This window comes from Pseudonocardia abyssalis, assembly GCF_019263705.2.
GTDB lineage: Bacteria > Actinomycetota > Actinomycetes > Mycobacteriales > Pseudonocardiaceae > Pseudonocardia > Pseudonocardia abyssalis.
Genome location: NZ_JADQDK010000001.1, coordinates 1,624,920 through 1,647,568 on the forward strand (window position 1 = coordinate 1,624,920; position 22,649 = coordinate 1,647,568).

Here is a 22,649-nt window from a genome sequence, read left to right on the forward strand (position 1 = left end):
GGCCCGCCCGCCCGAAACACCGTCAGCCGGGCAGGACCACCAGGTCGCGGGGGCGGGTGTTGAGGCGCTCGCAGCCGTCCTCGGTCACCACGACGATGTCCTCGATGCGGGCACCCCACTCCCCGTCGAGGTACACGCCCGGCTCCACGCTGAAGGCCATGCCCGGCTCGAGGGTCAGCGCGTTGCCGCCGACGATGTAGGGCTCCTCGTGCACGTCGAGGCCGATGCCGTGGCCGGTGCGGTGCACGAAGTTCGTGCCCAGCCCCGCAGCGGTGATCGGCTCGCGCGCGGCGGCGTCGACGGACTCCGCGGTGACGCCCGGGCGCACCGACGCGACCGACGCCTCCTGCGCCGCCTGCAGCACGGCGTAGGCCTCGCGGATGTCGGCGGAGGGCTCGGCACCGACGGCGTAGGTGCGGGTGCTGTCGGAGTTGTAGCCGCTGGGCAGCGGGCCGCCGATGTCGATGACCACGACGTCACCGCTCTCGATGACGCGGCCCGAGACGTCGTGGTGCGGGCTGGCGCCGTGCGGCCCCGACCCGACGACGACGAACGCCGCGCCGGTGTGGCCCTCCTCGACGATGGCCGCGGTGATCAGCTCCCCGACCTCGGCCTCGGTGCGCCCGACCTCCAGGAACTCCGCCATCCGGGCGTGCACGCGGTCGATCGCGGCACCGGCGGCGCGCAGCTCGGCCACCTCGACGGCGTCCTTGCGCATCCGCAGCTCGCGGATCACCGGCCCGGCGAGGACCTGCCCGACCTCGGGGAACACCTCGCGCAGGCCGAACACGTGCCGGGCCGGCATCTCGTCGGCGACGGCGATCCGGGTGGGTCCGCCCGCGAGGTCGCTGACCAGCAGGTACGGGTCCTCGGCGTCGGTCCAGGTGACGATCTCGACCCCCAGCTCGTCGAGCCCGAGGCCCGCGAGGCCGGGGGCCTCGAGCCGGGGCACGACGAGGGCGGGCGGGGCGAGGTGGCCCTCGGCCGGCAGCACCAGGCAGGTCAGCCGCTCGTGGGTCTCCCCCGTCATCCCCAGCAGGTACCGCAGATCGGTGCCCGGGGTGATGAGCAGGACGTCGGCACCGTGGTCGGCGGCGACGAGCCCGGCGCGGCGGATGCGGTCGGCGAACGCGGCCGTTGTCATGACCGGCAGGGTATCCGGCAAGCTGCACCCATGAGCGAGCCCCTGGGAGCGAAGCGTGTCCCGTCACTGATGCTGCTCGACGCCGCGAGCCTGTACTTCCGGGCGTACTACGGCGTGCCCGAGTCGATGACGGCGCCCGACGGCACCCCGGTCAACGCCGTGCGCGGGTTCACCGACATGGTGTCGCGGCTGGTCACCGAGCACCGCCCGACGCGGCTCGTGGCCTGCCTCGACCTCGACTGGCGCCCGGCGTTCCGGGTGGACGCGCTGCCCACCTACAAGGCCCACCGCCTGCCGGGCGAGCCGGACACCGCGCCCGCGGGCGTGCCGGAGCTGGTACCCGACACGCTCGGGCCGCAGGTCCCGGTGATCCTGGAGGTGCTTGCCGCGGCCGGGATCGCCACCGGCGGCGCGGCGGGCTACGAGGCCGACGACGTCATCGGCACGCTCGCGGCCACCGAGAAGACCGACCACGTGCTCGCCGTCAGCGGCGACCGCGACCTCATGCAGATCGTCGGCGACGGGGACCCGGCCGTCCGCCTGCTCTACGTCGGTCGCGGGCTGGCCAAGGCCGAGCTGCTCGGGCCGGCCGAGGTGGCGGAGAAGTACGGGGTGCCGATCGGCCGGGCGGGCGAGGCGTACGCCGAGATGGCGATGCTGCGCGGCGACCCCTCCGACGGGCTGCCCGGCGTCCCGGGGGTCGGGGCGAAGACCGCGGCCACGCTGGTCGGGCGCTTCGACTCGTGGGCCGAGCTGCGGGCCGCGATCGAGGACCGCACCGACGCCCGCATCTCCGCGACGGTCCGCACGAAGCTCGTCGCGGCCGAGCCGTACCTGGCGGTCGTCGAGCCGGTCGTGCGCGTGGCCGTCGACGCCGACGTGCGCCTCGACCGCCCGGACGCCCTGCCCACCGAGCCCGTCGACCCCGAGCGCCTCGACGCGCTGGCGCAGCGCTGGGGTATCGGCAGCTCGGTGGAGCGGCTGCGCACCGCGCTCGCCCGCTGAGCCGCCCCGGATGGAACGGATGAGGGACGCGACGACCGTGGCCGAGGGAGCGGGGGCCGAGGGAGCGGGGGCCGACGGGGCGGGCACCTGGGCGCTCGGCGTCGATCTCGGCACGAGCTTCGCGGCGGGCGCGATCGCCGTCGACGGCGCGGTGGAGCTGCTGGAGGTCGGCGGCGAGCCGCGGGTGCCGACCACCGTCCTGCTCACCGAGGACGCCCGGCTCGTCGCAGGCAGCTACGCGCAGCGGGCGGTGGGGCGACTGCCGGACCGGGCCGAGCGCAACCCGCGTCGCTACGTCGGGCGCGCCCCGATGCTGCTCGGCGGGCGGCCGGTGAGCGCCGTCGACGCGCTCGCCGCACTGCTGGTCCTGTTCGTGCAGGAGGGCCGCCGCCGCCACGACGACGCCGACCCGTCCCGCCTGGTCCTCACCCATCCCGCGGGGTGGCCCGTCGACCGGCTCGCAGAGCTCCGGGAGGTCGCCGCACGCGTGCTGCCGCGCGTCGACGTCGAGCTGGTCCCGGAGCCGGTCGCGGCCGCCGTGCAGCACCGGGTGACGGGCCCCGTCGCCGTCTACGACCTGGGCGGCGTCACCTTCGACGCCACCGTCCTCGTCCCGGACGGGGCCGCGTTCCGGATCCTCGGACGCCCCGGCGGCGACCCGGACCTCGGCGGGGAGGTGTTCGACCAGCTCGTGTTCCGGCACTTCGGCGAGCAGCTCAAGCACGCCGCGCCGCAGTGGTGGGAGGAGCTGACGACCGACCCGGCCCGGCTCGCCGCCGAGTCCGACCTGCTCACCGAGGCCCGACTGGCCAAGGAGGCGCTGTCGACGTTCGAGACGGCGAGCCAGTACGTCGCCGGGGCCGACGCCGACGTCCACATCACCCGCGCCGAGCTCGACGACCTGATCGGCGACGACGTGCGCCGCAGCGCCCGGCTCCTCGCCGAGACGCTCTCGGGGACCGAGGTCGACGTCGTCCTGCTCACCGGCGGTGCGGCCCGCACCCCGCTGGTGGAGCGGGTGCTGCGCGAGCGGTACGGGGCGCGGGTCCGCACGTCGACGGATCCGAAGGGGGCCGTGGCGCTGGGTGCCGCGCTGCTCGCGGGGGGTCGGCCCGTGGCCCCGCCGGCACCGGCACGACCGGTCGCACCGGCGGGGGCGCCCGACCCACCCGCGAAGGCGGCGCCGGACGGGAGGGCGGCGCCGGACGGGAGGGCGGCGCCGGACGGGAGGGCGGCGCCGCTCGGGAGAGCGCGTCCCGCGGCGCCCATCGCGCAGGGAGCACCCCCCGCCCCGACGACGTCTCCGGGCATCGTCCCGCCCGCCGCGGTGACCCGGATCGGGCCCGTGCCCCGCCGCGACGAGCTGGTGCCGCTCGCCGAGGACGTGCTCGACGCGCAGGTCGTCGGCGGTCGGCTCTACGTGTGGTCGGCACCCGACGGCCCGGCCGGGCGGCACCGGATCGCCCGCATCGACCCGGTGACCGGGCAGGCGGACCGGAAGATCCGGTTCGGGCGGCTCGTGGGGTGGGCGGTGGCCGAGGGCGGCATCGTGGTGGCCGAGCGCCGCGGCGGCGACCTGCACTGCCACACGCTCGGGCCCGACCTGTCCGTCGGCACCTCGACGCCGCTCCCGACGCCCTACCGCCCGTTCCTGGTCGCCGCGGGCGGGATCGCGTGGGCCGTGCTGCGGTCGCCGGACACGCGGATGACGGGCCCGTTGGAGGAGTCCGGCACCCTCGCCGTACAGGTGATCCCGCTGCGCCGCGGCGCGCCGGGACCGGTGCTGCCGCTCGGGCCGGCCGTGTTCGCCTACCTCGACGGCACCCGGCGGTCGCTCGACCCGACCGCCCGGGCCGGCAGTGCGGTACCCGCGCTCCTCGGCGACGGCCGTTCCCTCGCGCTGGTGCTCGGGCGCGCCGGCCGCCAGGCGGTGTGCCTGGTCGGACCAGGCGGCGAGATCACCGCGGTGGCCGACGAGACCGGTGTCCGCCAGGTCGTGGCCAGCGGCGGACGCTGGCTCCTGGCGGGCGCCGCGGGGCTGGAGCACCGGGCCGACCCGCGCGGCACCGGCCGCCGGGTCGTCCTGCCCCGCCCGCCCGGCGGCGACGTCCGGTGGGCCGTCGCGGGCCGTCAGGCGTTCGGGCTGGCGGTCGGGGCGACCGGGCTCGTCGTGCACGCCCTGTCCGACGGCGGCCTCCGCGAGCTCGGCCGGCTGCCGTCGCTGCTCGGCTCCCCCGCCGCCGCCCGCGCCGACGAGGCACCGCGGGTCCGGGCCGAGGGCGAGTCCCTGCTGCTCGGCGCGGGAGACGGATCGGGGAACTCGCAGCTCGTGGCGGCGGGCCCGCCGGGGCTGCGCGTGCTCGCCACCGCCCGCGGATGGCTCGAGCCCGTCGGGCGGGCGGCGGGCGCCCTGCTCGCCCGCCACGTCCCCGCCGCGGCCCCCGGTGACTCCTGCTCCGACCCCGGGACCCTGGTCCGGATCAGCTAGGGGGCCAGCTCCTTCGCCAGCTCGGCCGACAGTTCGCGGCCCCGGCGGCCGGCCTCGGTGAGGGTGTCGAGGCGCCCCTGCGCCGCGGCGGCGGCGCGCTTGCGGGCGGCGGCGTCCTGGGCGGCGAGCCCGGCCAGCTCGCGGCGGCGCGCGTCGAGCTCCTGCTGGCGGGTCGCGAACGCGGCGTCGACGGCCTGCTCCGCTCCCCCGCGCCACGCCGCCACCGCCTGCTCGATCGCCACCGCCATCTCGTTGGTCGCGACCGCGAACGCGTCGCCGAGCGCCTTCGTCAGCGCGGTGCGGTTGCGGGTGGCCTCGGCGAGTCGGCGGCGGTGGGCGAGCAGCGTGCCGGCGAGCAGGCCGCCGATCGCGACGGGCGCGAGGAACGACAGCCCGAACGCGAGCCCGACGAACGCGTGCGAGGACAGGAACCCGACGCTGCTGGCCATCATCAGCGCCGGGACGCCCTCGCCGATCACGTCGAACTTCCCGCCCGGCCCCTCGGCGCGCAGCTCACCGGGGCCGCGGACCGGGGCCTCCATGACGACCCGGTCGAGCTCGGAGGGGTCGACGCCCATCTCGGCGAGGTAGCGCGGCAGGGCGTCGGCGACGGTGCGCTCGGTGTCGGCGGCGATCTCCTGCCACGCCGCGCTCAGCGTGCGCTCGATGCTCTCGGGCAGGGTCGCGGCGTACCGGCTGACGTCCGCGGGCTTCGTCAGCTCGACGAGCTCGCGCTCGTAGGTGCGCCGGTAGGCCTCCAGCCGGGCCCGGGACCGGTTGACGACCCGGCGGCCGATCAGCTGGTGGTCGATGCTGCGGCGCCTGCGCTCGCGCTTGAGCGCGGCGAGGACGGCGATCTCCTCGTCGACGGCGGCCTGCCGCTGCGCCAGCCCGTCGTCGGCGTCACCGGCGGCGCGGTCCTCCTCCGGCTCGGACAGCGCCCGGATGCCGGAGACGGCGAGCCCGAGGACCCCGCCCGCCCGCACCAGCTCGCGGCGCTCGCTGCAGCGCTGCACGTGCCGGCGCAGCCCGGGCAGGCCGCTGCGCTCCAGGCGGGCCGCGGCGCGGTCGGTGTGCCCCGCGGCCTGCAGCGTCAGCGCGGCCTCGCCCAGCTTCGCGCTGACCGGCAGCCACGGCGCCTCCAGCAGCCGTCGTGCGACCTCCGGGTCGACGCCGGGTCCGTCCGGGCCGCAGAACCGGGCGAGCCGCTCGCGGTTCTCGCGGAGCAGGTCGCGCCACGACGTCGAGTCCTCCACCTTCGTCAGCACGAACGCCACCGACAGGATCCGGGCCGCGGCCTCGGCGAGGAACTCCAGCTCGTGGCGCAGGATCGGCTGGTCCTGGGCGCTGACGGCGAACAGCAGCGCGTCCGCGCGGGCCAGCGCCCCCATCGTCGCATGCCGGTGGCCGAGGGTCAGGCTGTCGACGCCGGGGGTGTCGACCAGGCGCAGTCCGTCGAGCAGGGGTTCGTCGATCGTCACCTCCAGCCCGGCGACCTCGCGGAGCACGGCCGGGTCGCCGAGCACGGAGGCGTAGGCGGGCAGCTCGGACGGGTCGACCTCGGTGCGGCTGCCGTCGGTGCGCAGCACCGTGACCGCCAGCGCCGGCCCGCGGGTGACGGCGACCTGCGTGTGGGTGGCGATGTCGGCGTCGACGGGGAGCAGGTCGGGGTGCCCGACGAGACAGTTGAGCAGCCGGCTCTTGCCGCGCTTCTGGGCCCCGGCCAGGACGATCGTGGTGGTTCCGTCCTTCCAGCGCGCGGCCTGCTCGGCCAGCGGGGCCCGCAGGTCCTCCCGCCCGGCGGCCTTCGCCAGCCCGTGCACCTCGTTCGCCAGGCGCAGCACTCCCGCGACGACCCCGCTCATCCCGATCCTCCAGCGCTCGTCCGCAACGTCAGACCCTCGAACACCGCGCACACCGCCTGCACGGCCCGCCGCTCGGCCACCGGCAGCGGCCGGTGCAGCAGCACCCGGAACCGTGCGGCCAACGCGGCGGGGTCCTCGACACCGAGGGCGTCGGGCGGCCCCGACGACCCCCGCAGCCGCGTCACCGCGGCGCGCTCGCGGTCGCCGAGGACCGGGGACCGGGCGAGGCGGTCGAGCTGGGCGGTGTCGAGCCCGGTCCACCCCGGCCGTGCGATCCGGTGGATCCGGGCGGCCGTCGGGTCCGGCGCGGGCGGTGGCGGCGGCGCCGGCGCCGGGACGGGCACGGGGGCACTCGCGAACGCGGCCGCCGCGATGTCCTCCAGCGCGCCGAGCACGTCCCGGGCCCGCTGCCCGCCGACGGTCGGCCCGGCGAGCGCGACGACGCGGCGCCACCGTCGCGACGCCTCCCCCGCGGCCGCGACGACGTCGGCCGCGGTGCAGGTCAGTGGCAGGCCGAGCCCGGTGGCGGGGTCGTCGTAGCGGGCCAGGCGCATGAGTTCCGCGGTCATGTCGTCGTCCAGGCGCAGTTGGCCGCGGCCCACGGCGGCGCAGGCCGCGAGGATCCGCAGGCCGCGCAGGCCCGCGACCACCGGCCGGTTCTCGTCGACGGCCTCGCGCAGCTCCGCGACCAGGGCGGCGTCGCGGGGGTCGACCTCGCGGCGGGCGAGCGCCCGGATCCGGCCGACCGCGGCGAACGCCTTGAGCCGCCCGGCGTGGCGGGCGAAGCGGTCGAGGACGTCGGCGAGCGTGCGGGGCAGGTCGGGGCCGCTCGCGTCGGCCTCCCAGACGACCGTGCCGCTGTCGGCGGACACGTCGGCGCCGTAGCCGGAGCAGCCGGCCAGCCAGCGGTGCAGCTCGGCGGGCCCGGTCGTCGGGCGCTTGCGCAGCCGGGCGACGGCCTCGCGGATGCCGTAGCGGTGCAGGCGGGCGACGAGGACCGCACGGGTGGGGAGGTCGACGGGCCCGTAGGCCTCCGTCGTGAACTCGTCGAGGTCGAGCAACAGGTCGTCGAGCTCGTCGGCGGGCAGGGCGGCGAGCTCGCGCAGCGCGTCGACCTCGGCCGGACCCAGCGCGTTCGCCCGCGCGGTCTCGGCGAGCAGGCCGATCACCGGGGCGACGTCGAGGACCCGGCCGCCGAGGTCGGCCGAGGCCTTCGCGACGAGCCGGCGCGCGGTGGGCCACGGGTCGCCGTCGCCGTCGCCGCGGCGGTCGATCTGGGTGAGCACGGCGGCGGTGTTGACCGCGGTCATCCCGCACGCGGCCGACAGCGCCCGGAACTCGTCGAGGGTGTCGGCGTCGAAGCGCTGGACGTAGCGCAGGACGTAGAGCAGCGCCTGGGCGTGCTCGGCGGCGGAGTCGCCGAACAGCAGGCGGCGGGTGGCGTCCTCGTTCTCGGCGGAGACGGTGTTGACGCCGGGGGTGTCGATGATCGTGACGGTGCGCAGCGCCGGGTCGGCGAGCTGCACCCGCAGCCGCAGCACCACCGCGGGATCGACGCCGAGTTCGGCGGGCAGCCGTCCGTCCTGCAACGCGAGCCGGTGCACGGTGCCGTCGACGCACTCGACGAGGACGACGCCGTCGCGCTCGCCGTGCTCGTACCAGGTGACCAGCCGCGTGCACTCCCCCGCGTCGGCCGGGGCGACCGAGCGCCGCAGCATCGCGTTGATCAGCGTCGACTTCCCGGCACTGACCGATCCGGCCACCGCGAGCTGCAGCGGCCGGTCCAGCTGCGACCCGACCGCCAGCAGCTCGGCACGCAGCCGTGCGTCGCGGGCCCGCGACGCACCGCCGTGGCAGAGCTCGCGCAGGGCGGCGAGCGGGTCGGCGGCGTTCACCAGCCGGTGCCGGGGTCGTGGTGCCCGTGGTCGGCGGCCGGGTCGGTGCTGTCGGGTCCGACGTGGTCGGGGTCGTCGGTGGGCCCGTGGGCGTCACCGTCGTGCGCGGAGTGGTCGTCGTGCGCGGAGTGGTCGTCGAGGGCCGGGGCGTCGTCGTCGAACCCGTCGGAGGCCGGGTCGGCGGGGTCCGGGTCGGCGGGGTCCGGGTCGGCGGGGTCCGGGTCGGTCGGGTCCAGGTCGGCGGGGTCCGCGTCGGCCGGGATGTCGAACAGCCCGTCGGGCGGCAGGAGCTCAGAACCGTCGGACCCCTCGGCCGCGAAGGTCTGCGCGAACATCGCGTCGGACCCGGCCGGCAGGGCGACGTCGTCGAACAACAGCTCGTGCAGCGCGTCGCGGGACACCATGTCGTCGGTCATCGCACTCTCCGTTCTGTGAGTCGGTTCTATCCGGGTCGAACCGTTGGGGCCATGATGGCTAACGATCCACGGTCGCGCCGCGAACCATGATCCGAGCGCCCCCGAGCCGCAGGAGGACCATGGCCACCGGCCCCTTCCCCGAACCGGACGAACCCGGTGACGAGGCCGCACTGGTGATCGCCGCCCAGGCGGGCGACCAGGAGGCGTTCAAGACCCTGTGGAGGGCCTCCGAGCGCCAGGCGCACGCGCTGTGCCTGCGGCTGACCGGCAACCGCACCGACGCCGCCGACGCCCTGCAGGAGTGTCAGATCGCGGTCTGGCGCAACCTGCACCGCTTCGAGCACCGCTGCCCGTTCGGCGCGTGGGTGTTCACGATCGCCCGCAACGCCGCCCTGAGCGTCATCCGGGCCCGCGGCCGGCGCCCCGAGACCAACGTCGACGACATCGAGGACCGCCCCCGCGACGCCTCGGCCGGCCTGTTCGCCGACGTGCTGGTCGAGACCATGGCGGTGCAGGCCGCCCTGGAGACGCTGCCCGAGAAGCATCGGGAGGCGCTGCTCCTGTGGGTCGGTGGCATGCCCTACGCGCAGGTGGCGGAGCTGATGGACGCCCCCCTCAACAGCGTGAAGGTGTGGATCCACCGGGCCCGTACCGCGCTCAAGGCGCAGCTCGGGCGCTGAGGTCGGGAGTGCCGGGGGTGCGGGAGCCACGTCAGGACGCCGCCGCCGTGCGCGGGTAGGTGTCGTCGTCGGCCGGGGACGGGAACGGGCCGTCCGCGGCGCCGAGCACCTCGTCCGGGACGCCGTCCCGGTCGGTGTCGAGGAACCCCACGTCGGCGCGACCGTCGTGGTCGGTGTCCACGGCGACCAGGTCGATGCGGCCGTCGGCGTCGATGTCGACCCCGCCCACGTCGGTGAGGCCGTCGGCGTCGACGTCGACGAGCACGGTGTCGAACGCGCCGTCACCGTCGGTGTCGAGCAGCGTGGTCTCGGCGTAGCCGTCACCGTCGCGGTCGACGTACTCGGTGGTGGGGTCGGCGTAGGTGGTGGGGTCGGCGTAGGTGGTGGGGTCGGCGCACTCGGACATCGCGGGCTCCTCGGACTCGTCGGCTTCTGTCCCTACCGACGCCGCCCGGCCGCCCCGGGTTACAGCGACCTCCGGGAGATCTTCAGAAGTACGTCCCGCACCACGGCAGGCGGTCGGCGGCGAACAGCGCGTCGGCCCGGGCCGGGGCTCCGGCGTCGTGCACCCGCCACCATCCGGTCGCCGCGAGCAGCGACGGCGCGCGGTCACCGAGGTAGGCCATCGCGAGTGCGTCCACGTCGCACTCCAGCTCGGGGTCGGCGCCCACACGCTCCGCGGTGCCGCCCCCGATCCGGTAGACGCCGTCGTTGGCCGGGAGCAGGCGGTCGTGCACCCCGACCAGCACGGGCGCCCCGTCGCCCCAGGCCCGTGCGGCGAGGGCCGCGGGCACGTCGACCAGGCGCAGCCACGTCTCGTCCTCGGCGCCGGTGACGGTGCAGTCGCGGGGGTCGGCGAGCAGCAGCTCCAACGGCTCGTCGACGGGGCGGAGCCAGCCGTCGACCCGGTCGACGAGGTCGATCCCGGTGAGGAACGCCCAGAGCGCGGCGGTGGAGTCGGGGCCGTCGGCGTGCAGGTCGTTCACCTTCAGGGCGCGGTGCGAGAACGAGCCCTCCGGTAGCGGGGACGCGAGCGCGAACCCGTCGTCGCCGTCGGGGCCGGTGTGGACGGCGGCTACCAGGTGCTGCTCCTTCGCGACGAACCGCCCGACCTGCGCCCACCACCACGCCGGTCGGCGGGTGATCCCGCCGGGACGGCGCAGCGCGAGGACGTCGTGCAGCGCGGTGAGCGTGGGCTCGATGTCGGCGCCGAGGACGAGCCGCACCGCCCCCGCCGGCTCCCGGCGCCATCCCGCACCGCGGCCGCTGACGCAGACGTGACGCCCCCGGCTGGCCACGCCGTAGCCGAAGCGGCCGTAGATCCGGGCCTCGCTGGCCCGCAACGACGCGAGCGGCTCGCCACGATCCACGGCGTCGTCGAGCAGGGTGCGCATCATCGCCGACAGGACGCCGCGGCGGGTGCGGTCCGGGCGCACCCCGACCCGGGTGACGGCCGCGGTGTCGAGCGCGGCCCCGCCGGGCACCGCGGTGCGCGTGGGGAACGACGTGGCCGTACCGATCAGCGCGCCGTCGTCGGCGACGCCCAGGGTGCGACCGGGGCTGTAGCTGCGCCCGGCGCGCTCCCAGTCGTCGTCGGGTACGGGGTCCTGCTGGATCGTGGCCGCGAACAGGCGGTGCGCGGCGCGCAGCTCGTCGGGGCCGAGGACGTGGACCGGTGGCATCAGGCGGGCCTGCTGACCTCGTAGTCGCCGGTGCTGCTGGTGACCCGGACCGGGACGGTGGCCGGGGCTCCGTCGATCGTGGTGGTGCAGGTGAAGCCGGCGCCGTCGCTGACCCGGATCGACTCCCCCGGCGCACCGCAGGTGACGTCGCCGACGACGCCGTACCCGTAGTCCTCCACGAGGACCCGCTGCACGCCGGTCTGCAGGGCGGCCTGGTCGAACACGGTCGTGTTGAGGAACCCTGGCGAGACGAACGCGAGGACCGCGCCGAGCACGAGCAGCGCGACCACGATCGCGCCGACGACGAGCGGGACGCGCGACCGGCGCGGGGCACGGCCGACGTCGGGCAGGGGCGGGTAGCCCTGACCCCACTGCGGGCCCTGCGGGTAGCCCTGCTGAGGCCCGCCGGGGTACGGCTGCCCCGGGTAGGGCTGCGGGCCCGGGTACTGCGGCGGGTACTGGCCCGGTGGCGGGTACTGCCCCGGCGCCGGCCCCCACCCGGACGGCCCGCCCTGCTGCTGCGGCGGCACGTTCCAGCCCCCCGCGGGCGGCGGCTGCTGCGCCCACGCCGGCTGCTGACCGGCCGGCGGGGCGCCCCACACCCCCGGCTGCTCCACCCGGGTCGCGTCCTGGTCCGGCCGGTCGGGCCAGGACCGGTCCACGCGGGTCTCGTCCTCGTTCCCCGGCGCGCTCTCGCTCCACGAGCGGGTCTCCGAACCGGGGTCCGGGGACGGGTCCCGGGACGGATCGCCCCAGCCCCCGGCAGGCGGCCGGCCCCAGGCGGCACGGTCCGTCCCCTCGGCCGGACTGCCGTGCGGGGACTCCTCGGGCGTCGTCATCGCCGACCTCTCCTCGTCGTGTCCGGGGACATCCGGGCACAGCCGGGATCCAAGCACAGGCGACCCGGACGGCGCAGCCGAACGCCGGATCGGGCGGGGCCCCGATCAGGTGGGGTCCCGATCAGGTGGCGCCGACCGCCACCACGCCGCGACGCACGGCCTGCCCGGCCTGCACCGCGACCCGGCCGACGCCGCTGGAGCGCCCGGCGACCCCGGCGATCTGGTCGAGCAGGTCGAGGACCTGGCGGCACCAGCGCACGAAGTCGCCGGCCGAGAGCTCGGAGCCGTTCTGCTCGGCCGCGGTGAGGACGGCGGAGAGCGACTCGCCGCGCGCCCAGCGGTGCATCGGCCACGCGAACCCGAGGTCGGGCTCGCGGGTGCGGTCGACGTGGTGGCGCCGCTCGTCGGCGTCGAGCTCGCCCCAGATGCGGACGGTCGTCGCGAGGGCCTCGCTGACCGGACCGGACGGCACGCGTGGCACCGGCCCGTTGTCCCGGCGCGTCTCGTAGACCAGCGCCGAGACCACGGAGGCCAGCTCCGCGGGCTCCAGCCCGTTCCATGCGCCGTGGCTCAGGCACTCGGCGGTGAGCAGGTCGGACTCTCCCCACAGCCGGGCCAGCCGGGCGCCGTCCTCGGTGACCTCCTCGCCGTCGAGGTAGCCCCGCTCGCCGAGCAGGGACCGGATGCGGTCGAACGCGCGGGCCAGCGAGTGCGTGGTGGCCTGGCGCTTCTGCCGCAGCTGCTCGGTCTCGCGCTCCAGCCGCGACGCGCGCTCGGACCAGCGGGCGTGCGCCTCGCGGTCGTCGCACCCGTGGCAGGGGTGGGCGCGCAGGGCGCGGCGCAGGGTGGCGAGCTCCGGGTCGTCGACGGAGTCGCCGCGGCCGCGGCGGCGCGGTGTGGTCGGTGCGACGATCCCGGTGCCGCGCAGCGACGACGCCAGGTCCCGGCGGACGCGCGGTGCGCGGTGGTCGACGCGTCGCGGCAGCCGCATCCGCCCGAGGGCCTCGACGGGCCCCGGGAAGTCGGCGGGCGAGAGCCGACCGGCCCAGCGGTCCTCGCTGAGCACCAGCGGGCGCGGGTCGCCGTCGGAGTCGACGCCCGGGTCGAGCACGACGGCGAGCCCGGCGCGACGCCCGGCCGGGACGGCGATGACGTCACCGACCTTGAGCCGGCGCAGCGACGCCGCGGACGCCTCCCGGCTCTCGGCCACGCCCTGGCGCGACAGCGACTTCTCCCGGTCGGAGACCTGCCGCCGCAGCCGGGCGTACTCGCCGAAGTCACCGAGGTGGCAGCGCATCGACTCCTCGTAGCCGGCGAGCGCCTCGGCGTTGCGGTCGATCCGCCGGGAGATCCCGACGACCGAGCGGTCGGCCTGGAACTGGCCCAGCGACTGCTCCAGCAGGTCGCGCGCGGCCTCCGTCCCCAGGCGGGCGACCAGGTTGACGGCCATGTTGTAGCCGGGCTTGAACGAGCTGCGCAGCGGGTAGGTGCGCGTCGACGCGAGCCCCGCGACCTGCACGGGGTCGACGCCCGGCTGCCAGATCACGACGGCGTGGCCCTCGACGTCGATGCCGCGGCGCCCCGCGCGGCCGGTGAGCTGCGTGTACTCCCCCGGCGTCAGCTCGGCGTGGCTCTCGCCGTTGTACTTGACCAACCGCTCCAGCACGACCGTCCGCGCGGGCATGTTGATGCCGAGCGCCAGTGTCTCGGTGGCGAAGACGGCCCGGACCAGCCCGCGTACGAACAGCTCCTCCACCGTCTCCTTGAACGCGGGCAGCATCCCGGCGTGGTGCGCGGCGATCCCGCGCTCCAGGGCCTCGCGCCACTCCCAGTAGCCCAGCACGGCCAGGTCGGCCTGGGGCAGCTCGGAGGTGTGCGCGTCGACGATCCGGCGGATCTCCGCGACGTCGTCCTCGGTCGTGAGCCGCAGACCCGAGCGCAGGCACTGCCCGACCGCAGCGTCGCAGCCCGCACGGCTGAAGACGAACGTGATGGCCGGGAGCAGGCCGTCGCGGTCGAGGCGGTCGATCACGGTCGTGCGCGACGGCGGGCGGAACCGCGTCTGCGACCGGCCCCCTCCCGGGCGCGGGGAGCGCCCGCGGCCGCGGTCCCAGACCGAGCTCGACCGCTCCAGGTCGCGGGTGCTGCGGACCAGGTCGGGATCGACCTGCAGCTCGCCGGACTCGTCCTCGCCCGCGAACAGGTCGACGAGGCGGCTGCCCACCATCATGTGCTGCCACAGCGGTACGGGCCGGTGCTCGTCGACGACGACGGTGGTGTCGCCGCGCACGGTGACCAGCCAGTCGCCGAACTCCTCGGCGTTGCTGACCGTCGCCGACAGCGACACCAGTGCCACGTGCTCGGGGAGCTGGAGGATGACCTCCTCCCACACCGCGCCGCGGAAGCGGTCGGCGAGGTAGTGCACCTCGTCCATGACGACGTACCCGAGGTGCTCGAGCGCCCGACTGCCCGCGTAGATCATGTTGCGCAGCACCTCGGTGGTCATGACGACCACCTGCGCGTCGCCGTTGATCACCGTGTCGCCGGTGAGCAGCCCGACCGCGTCGACGCCGTGCCGGGCGACGAGATCGGCGTACTTCTGGTTGCTCAACGCCTTGATCGGTGTCGTGTAGAAGCATTTCTGCCCCTGCGCGAGCGCGAGGTGGACGGCGAACTCGCCCACCACGGTCTTCCCCGCCCCGGTCGGCGCGCAGACGAGCACGCCGTGCCCGTCCTCGAGCGCCGAGCAGGCGCTGCGCTGGAAGCCGTCCAGCTCGAAGGGGAGACCTGAGGCGAACTCCGTCAGGTTCGGTCGTGCGGCCCGGCTCCGGGCGGCGGCGTAGGCCTCCGCGGGAGCAGGCGTGCTGCTGGCCACCGGACCACACTGGCACATCCGCGGTGCCGGTGCGTCGCGGCACCCTGCCCGGCATGACATCGCTCACCGAGATCGCCTCCCGGGCTGGGACTGCCCCACCTCCCCCGGGTCCACGGCTCAGCGGCGACCTGGTCCGGCAATGGCGCGCATGACCTGCTGGTCATCGGCTTCCCGGGCGGGACGTCCCTCGTCGAGGGGGTCGGCCCGGGGCACCGTCCGGTCGATGCCCCGGCCGATCTCGTCAGGTGACGTCGTCCAGACCGCGGCGAGCGGCCTGCGGGCTCCCGCCCGGGGTGCTGTCCACCGGGGCCGGGGTGGGTTCGATCCTGCTGGGGCTGGTGTCGATCGGGCTGGGTGTGGTGTCGATCGGCGACGGGGCATCGGGGTCCCAGTCGTCCCAGCCCTCGGCCGCGCGGCGCTTGGCCCGGCGCTTGTCGTTGAACCGGGCCACCTGGATGGCCACCTCGAACAGGATCACCAGACCGATCGCCAGCGCCATCATCGAGATCGGGTCCTGGCCGGGCGTGGCGATCGCCGCGAAGACGAACAAGCCGAAGATCAACCCGCGCCGGGACGCCTTGAGCTTGTCGTAGGTGATGACGCCCGCGAAGTTCAGCATCACGACCAGCAGCGGTATCTCGAAGCTGACGCCGAAGATCAGCAGCAGGCCGATGACGAAGTTGAAGTACTGATCACCCGACAGTGCGGTGGTCTGCACGCCGTCACCGATGGCGAGCAGGAACGCGAGTCCCTGCGACACCACGAAGTAGGCGAGCAGGGCACCGCCGACGAACAGGATGGCCGCGATGGACACGAAGGTGATCGCGTAGCGGCGCTCCTTCGAGTACAGACCGGGCGTGATGAAGCCCCACAGCTGGTAGAGCCACACCGGGCAGGCCAGCACGACGCCTGCGGTGACGCCCACGCGCAGGCGCAGGTTGAACTGGTCGAACGGACCGGTGGCCAGCAGCGTGCAGGACCCGTCCTGGGTGAACTCCGCCCGTTGCCCGGCCGGGATCGAGCAGTACGGGTCGGTGAGCAGTTCACCCAGGCTCGGGAGCCCGAAGAAGTCGACGCCGTACCAGATGTACCCGAACACCGTGGTGACCGCGATCGCGATCAACGAGATGGTCAGCCGGTTGCGCAGCTCGTAGAGGTGCTCGACGAGCGACATCGTGCCGTCGGTGCTCCGGGCCTTGCGCCCGGCCCGACTCAGGGAGAACCTGGCCACCGGCGCAGGCTACTGGCCGGACGTGGAGTGGCCCTGCCCGGTGGCCGGGGTGGGCTCCTGCACGGGAGGGGCGGCCTGCACGGGCGGGGTGACCGGGGTCGTCGCCGCGGGCGGGAGGGGCGCGGGCGGCGCGGGGGCGGCCGCGGGCGGCGGGTCGGCCGGCGCGTCCTTCGCGCTGCCGTCCTCCTTCATCCCCTTCATCTCGCCCTTGAACACGCGAGCGGACTGACCGATCGAGCGGGCCATGTCCGGCAAGCGCTTGGCACCGAAGAGCAGTACCAGGATGCCGATCAGGATTACGAACTCCCAGCCGCCGAGGCTCGGCATGGCTTTCGTCCTTCCGCCGTGGTCAGTACGACGGCCACCTTACTCGGGTCGCGGCCACGGGCCGGGGGCGGGCGACGGCGACGGGAGGCATCCGGCACCCGACCACCGGTGTTCACCCGACCGGGCGACGGACCGCGGGCAGTGCGGCCCGGCCCCGGTCCAGCCCGCCGCGCAGGTCCGCGGCCGCCGCCGAGAGCCGCCGCAACCGCGGCAGAACGGCGACCAGCACGCCCACCAGCAGCAGCACACCGATCCCGGCGATCACCAGGGCCAGCACCATGATCAGCTCTCCGTCCCGTCCAGCGCGAGGGCCTCGCGGGCCCGCTCGGCCACGGCCGTGGCCAGCTCCGGCGGGTCCAGCACCCGCGCCCCGCCACCCAACCCCAGTACCAGCCGCACCAGCCACGCGGGGTCGGCGTAGCGCAGGACGACCCGCAACCGCCCGCCGTCGACCTCCTCGGCCTCCTCGACGGGGTAGTACTCGGACACCCAGAGCGCGTCGGGTTCGAGCAGCAGCACCGCGGCGGGGTGGTCGGGCCGCGCGCGGAACGCGCCGCCGGAGACGTCGGACGGCTCGGCGTCCGGGGGCGGCTCCGCGGGCTCGTCGAGCACCGTGACGTCCTCGACGCGGTCGAGCCGGAACAGCCGGACGCCTTCGGCGCGCCGGCACCACGCCTCCAGATAGCCGCGGCCCTCGACGATCAGCAGCCGCATCGGGTCGACCACGCGCTGCGACACCGCGTCACGGCCGGCGGTGTAGTAGACGATCCGCAGCGCCCGCCCGCCCTCCAGCGCGTGGCGTACCGCGGCCGAGGTGGTCTCCTCCTCGCGGGACAGGTCGACCGCCACGCCCGAGAGCCCGGCGTCCCCGACGGCCCGCTCGATCTTCGCGGTGGCCCGCCGCACCGACCCGGTGTCGACGACGCCGGGTTGTTCCCCCAGCGTCCGCAGCGCCACCAGCAGGGCCGTCGCCTCGGCGGTGGTGAGGCGCAGGGGGCGGCGCATTCCGGCGTCCTCGGTGACCGTGACCGTGTCGCCCGCGAACGACAGGTCCACGAGGTCGCCGGGGCCGTAGCCGGGGAGCCCGCACATCCATAGGAGCTCCAGGTCGCGGCGCAGCTGCCGCTCGGTGACGCCGAAGTCGGCGGCCACCTCCGAGACGTACACGCCCGGCCGGGCCAGCAGGTAGGGCACCAGCGACAGCAGCCGCGGCAGCCGCTCGGTGACGCCGCCGGTGCTCATCGCAGGCCCACCGCATCGGCGGCGGCCGCCCACGTCGCCCTCACCCGCTCGGCCAGCTCCGGCGGGTCGAGCACGGCGACGTCGGGTCCGTGCCCGGCGAGCCAGCGTGCCACCATCGCGGGGTCGCGCAGGTCGATCTCCAGCTCCTCGCCGGGCCGTCCGCCGCGGGTGCGCGGGCCGAGCACGCGCGCGAGCCGTCGCAGACCCTGGGCACGGCCCTCCGCCACCCAGACCCGGGCGACCCCGCTGACCGGTGGGAGGTCGGTGCCCTGCCGGACGGCGGCCGCCAGATCGACGCCCTCCGGGACCCGGACGGCACCGACCGGCCCGGTCGCGGTGACGGTGCCGACGATCCGGGAGACCCGGAACGAGCGCCGGTCGTCGCGGTCCCGGTCGTGGCCCACGAGGTACCAGCGGCCCCGCCAGGACACCACCCCCCACGGCTCGACGTGCCGGCGCACGACCTCCCCGCCCGGGCCGCCGCGGCGGTGGTCGAAGGTGACCGCGCGCCCGGCCTGCACGGCGGCGAGCAGCGGCGCGAACGCCGGGTCACCCGCCCGGACCCGTGGCTGGATCCGGCCGGAGTCCTCGTCGACCTCCACCCCGGCGGCCCGGAGCTTGACCAGCGCCCCCCGGGCGGCGCCGGCGAGCTGCGGGGAGTCCCACAGCCGCGCGGCCAGCGCGACGGCTGCGGCCTCGTCGGGTTCGAGGTCGATCTCGCCGAGCTCGTAGTCCTGGCGGGCGATGCGGTAGCCGTCGGCGGTGTCGAAGGTGGAGCGCCGCCCGGTCTCCAGCGGCACGCCGAGCTCACGCAGCTCGGCCTTGTCGCGCTCGAACATCCGGAAGAACGCGTCGTCGCCGGGCGCGTCGGCGTAGCCGGGCACGATCGTCCTGATCCGCTCCGCCGTGAGGAACTGGCGGGTGGACAGCAGGCAGAGCACGAGGTTCACCAGCCGCTCGGCCCGCGAGGAGGACACGACCCGCATCGTAGGCCCGCAGGTCACCGGCCCGTGGCCGACCGCCGTAACCCCCCGCGTGTCTCATCCTGCGACACCCGCCGCCGGGCGGCTTGACCACGGCACCCCGGCGGCGAAAGCTCGCCGGGAGCCGCGACGAAGGGGAACCCATGAGCAGTGCCGAACCGAACGCCGAGACCGAGACGTTCAACCCGTGGACGGTGGTGAACCTGGTGTTCGGCCACCTGTCCGACCACGGCCTGCACCCGGTCCTGGGCGAGGCCGGTGATCCGGCGGTGCCCGCGGCCGCCCTGCTGCGCGCGTTCGGCATCGAACCCGGGCGCAACGACGAGACCGTGGCCTCACCGAACGTGCAGGACACGCTCAGCCAGATCCGCCAGCACATGCTCGGCGAGCCCAAGCCCTGAGTGCCCCCCGGGCCGGGGGTCAGCCGGCGAGGAGCGTCAGCGCCAGGCCGACGCCCGCCGGCACGCTCTGCACCAGCAGGATGCGCGGGCTCACGGTGATCGCGCCGTAGATCCCGGCCACCACCACACAGATCAGGAAGAACACGGCGAACGCGAAGCCGACCGTGCTCGTCACCCCTGCGACGAGCGCGACGACCAGCCCGGCCACCAGGAACCCGTTGTAGAGGCCCTGGTTGCCGGCCAGCGCGAGCGTGGCCTCGGCGAACTCCGGCGTGGTCCCGAACGCGGCGCGCGCCCGCGGCGTCCGCCACAGCACCATCTCCAGCACCACGATGTAGACGTGGATCAGCGCGACGATCGCGATGAGGAACGACGCGCCGAAGGCCACGGCTACAGGGACGCGATCAGCCGGTCGACCCGCTCGTCGACCGAGCGGAACGGGTCCTTGCACAGCACGGTGCGCTGGGCCTGGTCGTTGAGCTTGAGGTGCACCCAGTCGACGGTGAAGTCGCGGCCCGCGGCCTGGGCTGCGGCGATGAAGTCGCCGCGGAGCTTGGCCCGGGTCGTCTGCGGCGGGGTGTCCTTGGCCGCCTCGATCTCACCGTCGTCGGTGACGCGCTCGACCATGCCCTTGCGCTGCAGGAGGTCGAACAGGCCGCGGCCCCGGCGGATGTCGTGGTAGGCGAGGTCGAGCTGGGCGACCCGCGCGCTGGCCATGTCGAGGTTGTTGCGCTCGCGGTAGCGCTCGACGAGGCGGTGCTTGATCGCCCAGTCGATCTCCCGGTCGATCATCGAGAGGTTCTGGCTCTCCACGGCGTCGAGCGTGCGACCCCACAGCTCCACCACGCGCGTCATCGCCGGGTCCTCGCTGCCCCGCGTGGCGAGGTGCTCGACGGCGCGGGAGTGGTACTCCCGCTGGATGTCCAGCGCGCTGGCCTCGCGTCCCCCGGCCAGGCGGACGGTGCGCCGGCCGGTGAGGTCGTGGCTGATCTCGCGGATGGCGCGGATCGGGTTGTCGAGGGTGAAGTCCCGGAACTGGACGCCCGCCTCGATCATCTCCAGCACGAGCGTGGCCGAGCCGACCTTCAGCATCGTCGTGGTCTCGGACATGTTCGAGTCGCCCACGATGACGTGCAGGCGCCGGTAGCGCTCGGCGTCGGCGTGCGGCTCGTCGCGGGTGTTGATGATCGGCCGGGACCGGGTGGTGGCGCTGGAGACGCCCTCCCAGATGTGCTCGGCGCGCTGCGAGAGGCAGTACACGGCCCCGCGCGGGGTCTGCAGCACCTTGCCCGCACCGCAGATCAGCTGGCGGGTGACCAGGAACGGGAGCAGCACGTCGGCGATCCGGGAGAACTCCCCGGCCCGGGCGACGAGGTAGTTCTCGTGGCAGCCGTAGGAGTTGCCCGCGGAGTCTGTGTTGTTCTTGAACAGGTAGATGTCGCCGCCGATGCCCTCGTCGATCAGCCGGCGCTCGGCGTCGACGAGCAGGTCCTCGAGGATCCGCTCCCCCGCCTTGTCGTGGCTGACCAGCTGCGCGAGCGAGTCGCACTCGGCCGTGGCGTACTCCGGGTGGGACCCGACATCGAGGTAGAGCCGCGCGCCGTTGCGCAGGAAGACGTTCGACGAGCGCCCCCACGAGACGACGCGGCGGAACAGGTACCGCGCCACCTCGTCCGGGGAGAGACGCCGCTGGCCGTGGAAGGTGCAGGTGACCCCGAACTCGGTCTCCACACCGTAGATCCGCCGCTGCATCCCCACAGCCTAGGCGGCGCGGGCCCGATCCGTGACGGATGTGACCGACGGTTTCCGGGCGCGCCGCACCGCACCGGGGCACCGGCCGTAGGGTCGGGCGGGTGAGCAGCCGGGTGCGCAGGAGCAGAGGACGAGTCAGTGACCTGGACCGTGCGTTGACCCGCGCGGTGTCCGAACTGCCCCCCAGTCCGGTCGACGGCGCCATGAAGGCCCTGTCGACGTCGGCGAACCACAGCCTGCTCTGGTTCGCCGTCGGTGGGGTGCTCGCCGCGCGCCGCGGGTCGAGCCGCAAGGCCGCGCTGCGGGGCCTGTTCTCGATCGCGGCGGCCAGCACCACGGCCAACGCGGTGCTCAAGCCGCTGCTGCCGCGCCGCCGCCCGGCCGCCTCCGAGCTGCCCGCCTACCAGAAGCTCCCCTACCCCCCCACGTCCTCGTCGTTCCCGTCCGGGCACGCGGCGTCGGCGGCGGCGTTCGCCACGGCCGTCGCGATGGAGAGCCCGAAGCTGGGGCTCGCGGTCGCCCCGCTCGCCGCCACCGTCGCGTACTCGCGGGTCCACGTCGGCGTCCACTGGACCTCCGACGTCGTCGCGGGGGCTGCGGTCGGCACGGGGATCGCGCTGCTGTCGCGGCGCTGGTGGCCCGTCCGGCTCACCGACGAGGCCCGCGCGCGCCCGCTCGACACCGTCCCGGTCCTGTCCGGGGGCGAGGGCCTGGTGATCGTGTCCAACCAGCGCTCGGGCGACCCGGAGCACGACCCGGCCGACGACCTGGAGGCCGCGTTCCCGCGCGCCGTCGTCGTCCGCGCCGAGCCCGACCGCGACCTCGACGAGCAGCTCGACGCGGCCGTCGAGGCCGCGGGCGAGCGGGTGCAGGCCATCGGGGCCGCGGGCGGCGACGGCACCGTCGCGGCCGCGGCGGCCGTCGCGGGCCGGCGCAGGCTCCCGTTCGTCGTGGTCCCCACGGGCACGCTCAACCACTTCGCGCGCGACGTCGGCGTCTACGACCTGCAGGAGGCCGTCGACGCCACCGCGGCGGGCGAGGCCGTCGCCGTCGACCTCGCGGTGGTCGAGGTGCACCCCGGCCCGGACTCCGAGGCCGTCGTGCGCACCCGCTGCTTCCTCAACACCGCGAGCCTGGGCTCCTACCCCGACCTGGTGCGCCTGCGCGAGCAGTGGCAGCCGCGGTGGGGCAAGTGGCCCGCGTTCGCGGCGGCGCTGGTCGTGGTGCTGCGCCGCGCCGAGCCGGTGGCGGTCCGGATCGAGGGTCGCTGGACGAAGGTGTGGTTCCTGTTCGTCGGCAACGGGCCCTACCACCCGCGCGGCATGGTCCCGGCCTGGCGCCCGACGCTCGACTCGGGCCTGCTCGACGTGCGCTGGCTGCGGGCCGACGTCCGCTTCTCCCGGCTGCGCGCCGTCGCGGCCCTGCTGCTCGGCGCACTGGACCACAGCCGGGTCTACGGGCAGCGCGAGGTGCCGGAGTTCGACGTGCAGCTCTCCGTGCCGGGGATGCTCGCCACCGACGGCGAGGTCGTCGAGGAGGCGGGGCACTACACCTTCCGCGTCGCCAAGGAGCCGATCGAGGTCTACCGGCGCCGCGAGGAGAACTGGACCGGCCGCGACCGGCCGTTCCTCCCGTAGCCCCGCACGTCCTGAGGAGCTCCCGCACCCGCAGCAGCGCCCGTCCGAGCTGGTTGCGACCGTGAACGGGGCGGGGAACCACTGGCCCGGCACGCACGGGCCCGGCCCGTCCCGGATCGGGGTGTGGCCCCGGAACAGCAGCGGCTCCGGCATGGCCCGAGTGTGGCCGGACCGGTAGAACGGGGGC

General features: G+C 75.4%; 20 protein-coding genes. 5 read left to right on the forward strand and 15 right to left on the reverse strand.

What is annotated here, in order from left to right; all coding sequences use genetic code 11:
* Nucleotides 1-22 precede the first annotated feature (22 nt).
* The gene (locus I4I81_RS07765) at nucleotides 23-1,144 is read right to left on the reverse strand and encodes a M24 family metallopeptidase (protein WP_218615920.1); all 1,122 of its coding nucleotides are present in this window, start codon (nucleotides 1,142-1,144) and stop codon (nucleotides 23-25) included.
* A 30-nt stretch (nucleotides 1,145-1,174) separates the two neighbouring features.
* On the opposite strand from I4I81_RS07765, the gene I4I81_RS07770 reads away from it, so the two are divergent.
* Both I4I81_RS07770 and I4I81_RS07775 read left to right on the forward strand, forming a co-directional pair.
* Nucleotides 1,175-2,149, forward strand: coding sequence for a 5'-3' exonuclease (locus tag I4I81_RS07770; RefSeq protein WP_225924513.1), 975 nt, complete (start codon nucleotides 1,175-1,177; stop codon nucleotides 2,147-2,149).
* A gap of 19 nt (nucleotides 2,150-2,168) precedes the next feature.
* Nucleotides 2,169-4,637, forward strand: a complete 2,469-nt coding sequence (locus I4I81_RS07775) for an Hsp70 family protein (protein ID WP_218615921.1) — start codon at nucleotides 2,169-2,171, stop codon at nucleotides 4,635-4,637.
* On the opposite strand, the gene I4I81_RS07780 is transcribed toward I4I81_RS07775, so the two are convergent.
* The 3 genes from I4I81_RS07780 to I4I81_RS07790 are packed head-to-tail and all read right to left on the reverse strand — an operon-like array spanning nucleotide 4,634 to nucleotide 8,813.
* Entirely contained in the window at nucleotides 4,634-6,502 is a 1,869-nt protein-coding gene (locus I4I81_RS07780) for a dynamin family protein (RefSeq protein ID WP_218604872.1), read from the reverse strand. The two genes, I4I81_RS07775 and I4I81_RS07780, sit on opposite strands and share 4 nt — an antisense overlap.
* Nucleotides 6,499-8,397: a dynamin family protein gene (locus I4I81_RS07785; RefSeq protein WP_218604871.1), complete on the reverse strand. Its 1,899-nt coding sequence runs from the start codon at nucleotides 8,395-8,397 to the stop codon at nucleotides 6,499-6,501. Before I4I81_RS07785 ends, I4I81_RS07780 begins: the two co-directional genes overlap by 4 nt.
* Nucleotides 8,394-8,813, reverse strand: coding sequence for a hypothetical protein (locus tag I4I81_RS07790; protein ID WP_218615922.1), 420 nt, complete (start codon nucleotides 8,811-8,813; stop codon nucleotides 8,394-8,396). The genes I4I81_RS07785 and I4I81_RS07790 overlap by 4 nt, the downstream gene beginning before the upstream one ends.
* A 119-nt stretch (nucleotides 8,814-8,932) precedes the next feature.
* Between I4I81_RS07790 and I4I81_RS07795 the strand changes: the two genes are divergently transcribed.
* Nucleotides 8,933-9,493 carry an RNA polymerase sigma factor gene (locus I4I81_RS07795; protein WP_218604869.1) on the forward strand — a complete coding sequence of 187 codons (561 nt, stop codon included), beginning with the start codon at nucleotides 8,933-8,935 and terminating at the stop codon, nucleotides 9,491-9,493.
* 31 nt (nucleotides 9,494-9,524) lie between these two features.
* On the opposite strand, the gene I4I81_RS07800 is transcribed toward I4I81_RS07795, so the two are convergent.
* The 9 genes from I4I81_RS07800 to I4I81_RS07840 all read right to left on the reverse strand — a co-directional run bounded on the left by I4I81_RS07800 (nucleotide 9,525) and on the right by I4I81_RS07840 (nucleotide 18,666).
* Nucleotides 9,525-9,899 (reverse strand): hypothetical protein, encoded by a 375-nt coding sequence (locus I4I81_RS07800; RefSeq protein ID WP_218604868.1) that lies wholly within the window; start codon nucleotides 9,897-9,899, stop codon nucleotides 9,525-9,527.
* Between the two features lie 82 nt (nucleotides 9,900-9,981).
* Nucleotides 9,982-11,175, reverse strand: a complete 1,194-nt coding sequence (locus tag I4I81_RS07805) for a GNAT family N-acetyltransferase (RefSeq protein WP_218604867.1) — start codon at nucleotides 11,173-11,175, stop codon at nucleotides 9,982-9,984.
* A complete protein-coding gene (locus I4I81_RS07810) occupies nucleotides 11,175-11,837 on the reverse strand; it encodes a DUF4333 domain-containing protein (RefSeq protein WP_218615923.1) in 663 nt (220 codons plus the stop codon). Before I4I81_RS07810 ends, I4I81_RS07805 begins: the two co-directional genes overlap by 1 nt.
* 298 nt (nucleotides 11,838-12,135) lie before the next feature.
* Nucleotides 12,136-14,907, reverse strand: coding sequence for a DEAD/DEAH box helicase (locus tag I4I81_RS07815; protein WP_218605764.1), 2,772 nt, complete (start codon nucleotides 14,905-14,907; stop codon nucleotides 12,136-12,138).
* Nucleotides 14,908-15,130: 223 nt separating this feature from the next.
* Entirely contained in the window at nucleotides 15,131-16,063 is a 933-nt protein-coding gene (tatC, locus tag I4I81_RS07820; protein WP_218605765.1) for a twin-arginine translocase subunit TatC, read from the reverse strand.
* Nucleotides 16,064-16,129: 66 nt separating this feature from the next.
* Nucleotides 16,130-16,447 (reverse strand): Sec-independent protein translocase subunit TatA, encoded by a 318-nt coding sequence (gene tatA / locus I4I81_RS07825; protein WP_218615924.1) that lies wholly within the window; start codon nucleotides 16,445-16,447, stop codon nucleotides 16,130-16,132.
* 112 nt (nucleotides 16,448-16,559) lie between these two features.
* A complete protein-coding gene (locus I4I81_RS07830) occupies nucleotides 16,560-16,727 on the reverse strand; it encodes a hypothetical protein (protein WP_218604229.1) in 168 nt (55 codons plus the stop codon).
* A gap of 2 nt (nucleotides 16,728-16,729) precedes the next feature.
* Complete coding sequence (locus tag I4I81_RS07835) at nucleotides 16,730-17,689, reverse strand: helix-turn-helix transcriptional regulator (protein ID WP_218604228.1); 960 nt, start codon at nucleotides 17,687-17,689, stop codon at nucleotides 16,730-16,732.
* The gene (locus tag I4I81_RS07840; RefSeq protein ID WP_218604227.1) at nucleotides 17,686-18,666 is read right to left on the reverse strand and encodes a helix-turn-helix transcriptional regulator; all 981 of its coding nucleotides are present in this window, start codon (nucleotides 18,664-18,666) and stop codon (nucleotides 17,686-17,688) included. The genes I4I81_RS07835 and I4I81_RS07840 overlap by 4 nt, the downstream gene beginning before the upstream one ends.
* A 149-nt stretch (nucleotides 18,667-18,815) precedes the next feature.
* Here I4I81_RS07840 and I4I81_RS07845 point away from each other — a divergent pair, with 149 nt between their 5' ends.
* Nucleotides 18,816-19,073 (forward strand): hypothetical protein, encoded by a 258-nt coding sequence (locus I4I81_RS07845; protein ID WP_218604226.1) that lies wholly within the window; start codon nucleotides 18,816-18,818, stop codon nucleotides 19,071-19,073.
* Between the two features lie 19 nt (nucleotides 19,074-19,092).
* On the opposite strand, the gene I4I81_RS07850 is transcribed toward I4I81_RS07845, so the two are convergent.
* Together I4I81_RS07850 and pafA are read right to left on the reverse strand one after the other, a co-directional pair.
* On the reverse strand, nucleotides 19,093-19,461 hold the full coding sequence (locus I4I81_RS07850; protein WP_218604225.1) for a DUF1304 domain-containing protein: 369 nt from the start codon (nucleotides 19,459-19,461) through the stop codon (nucleotides 19,093-19,095).
* 2 nt (nucleotides 19,462-19,463) lie between these two features.
* Nucleotides 19,464-20,825 carry a Pup--protein ligase gene (gene pafA / locus I4I81_RS07855; RefSeq protein WP_218604224.1) on the reverse strand — a complete coding sequence of 454 codons (1,362 nt, stop codon included), beginning with the start codon at nucleotides 20,823-20,825 and terminating at the stop codon, nucleotides 19,464-19,466.
* A gap of 167 nt (nucleotides 20,826-20,992) precedes the next feature.
* Here pafA and I4I81_RS07860 point away from each other — a divergent pair, with 167 nt between their 5' ends.
* Nucleotides 20,993-22,462 carry a bifunctional phosphatase PAP2/diacylglycerol kinase family protein gene (locus I4I81_RS07860; RefSeq protein ID WP_226363814.1) on the forward strand — a complete coding sequence of 490 codons (1,470 nt, stop codon included), beginning with the start codon at nucleotides 20,993-20,995 and terminating at the stop codon, nucleotides 22,460-22,462.
* Nucleotides 22,463-22,649: the final 187 nt, after the last annotated feature.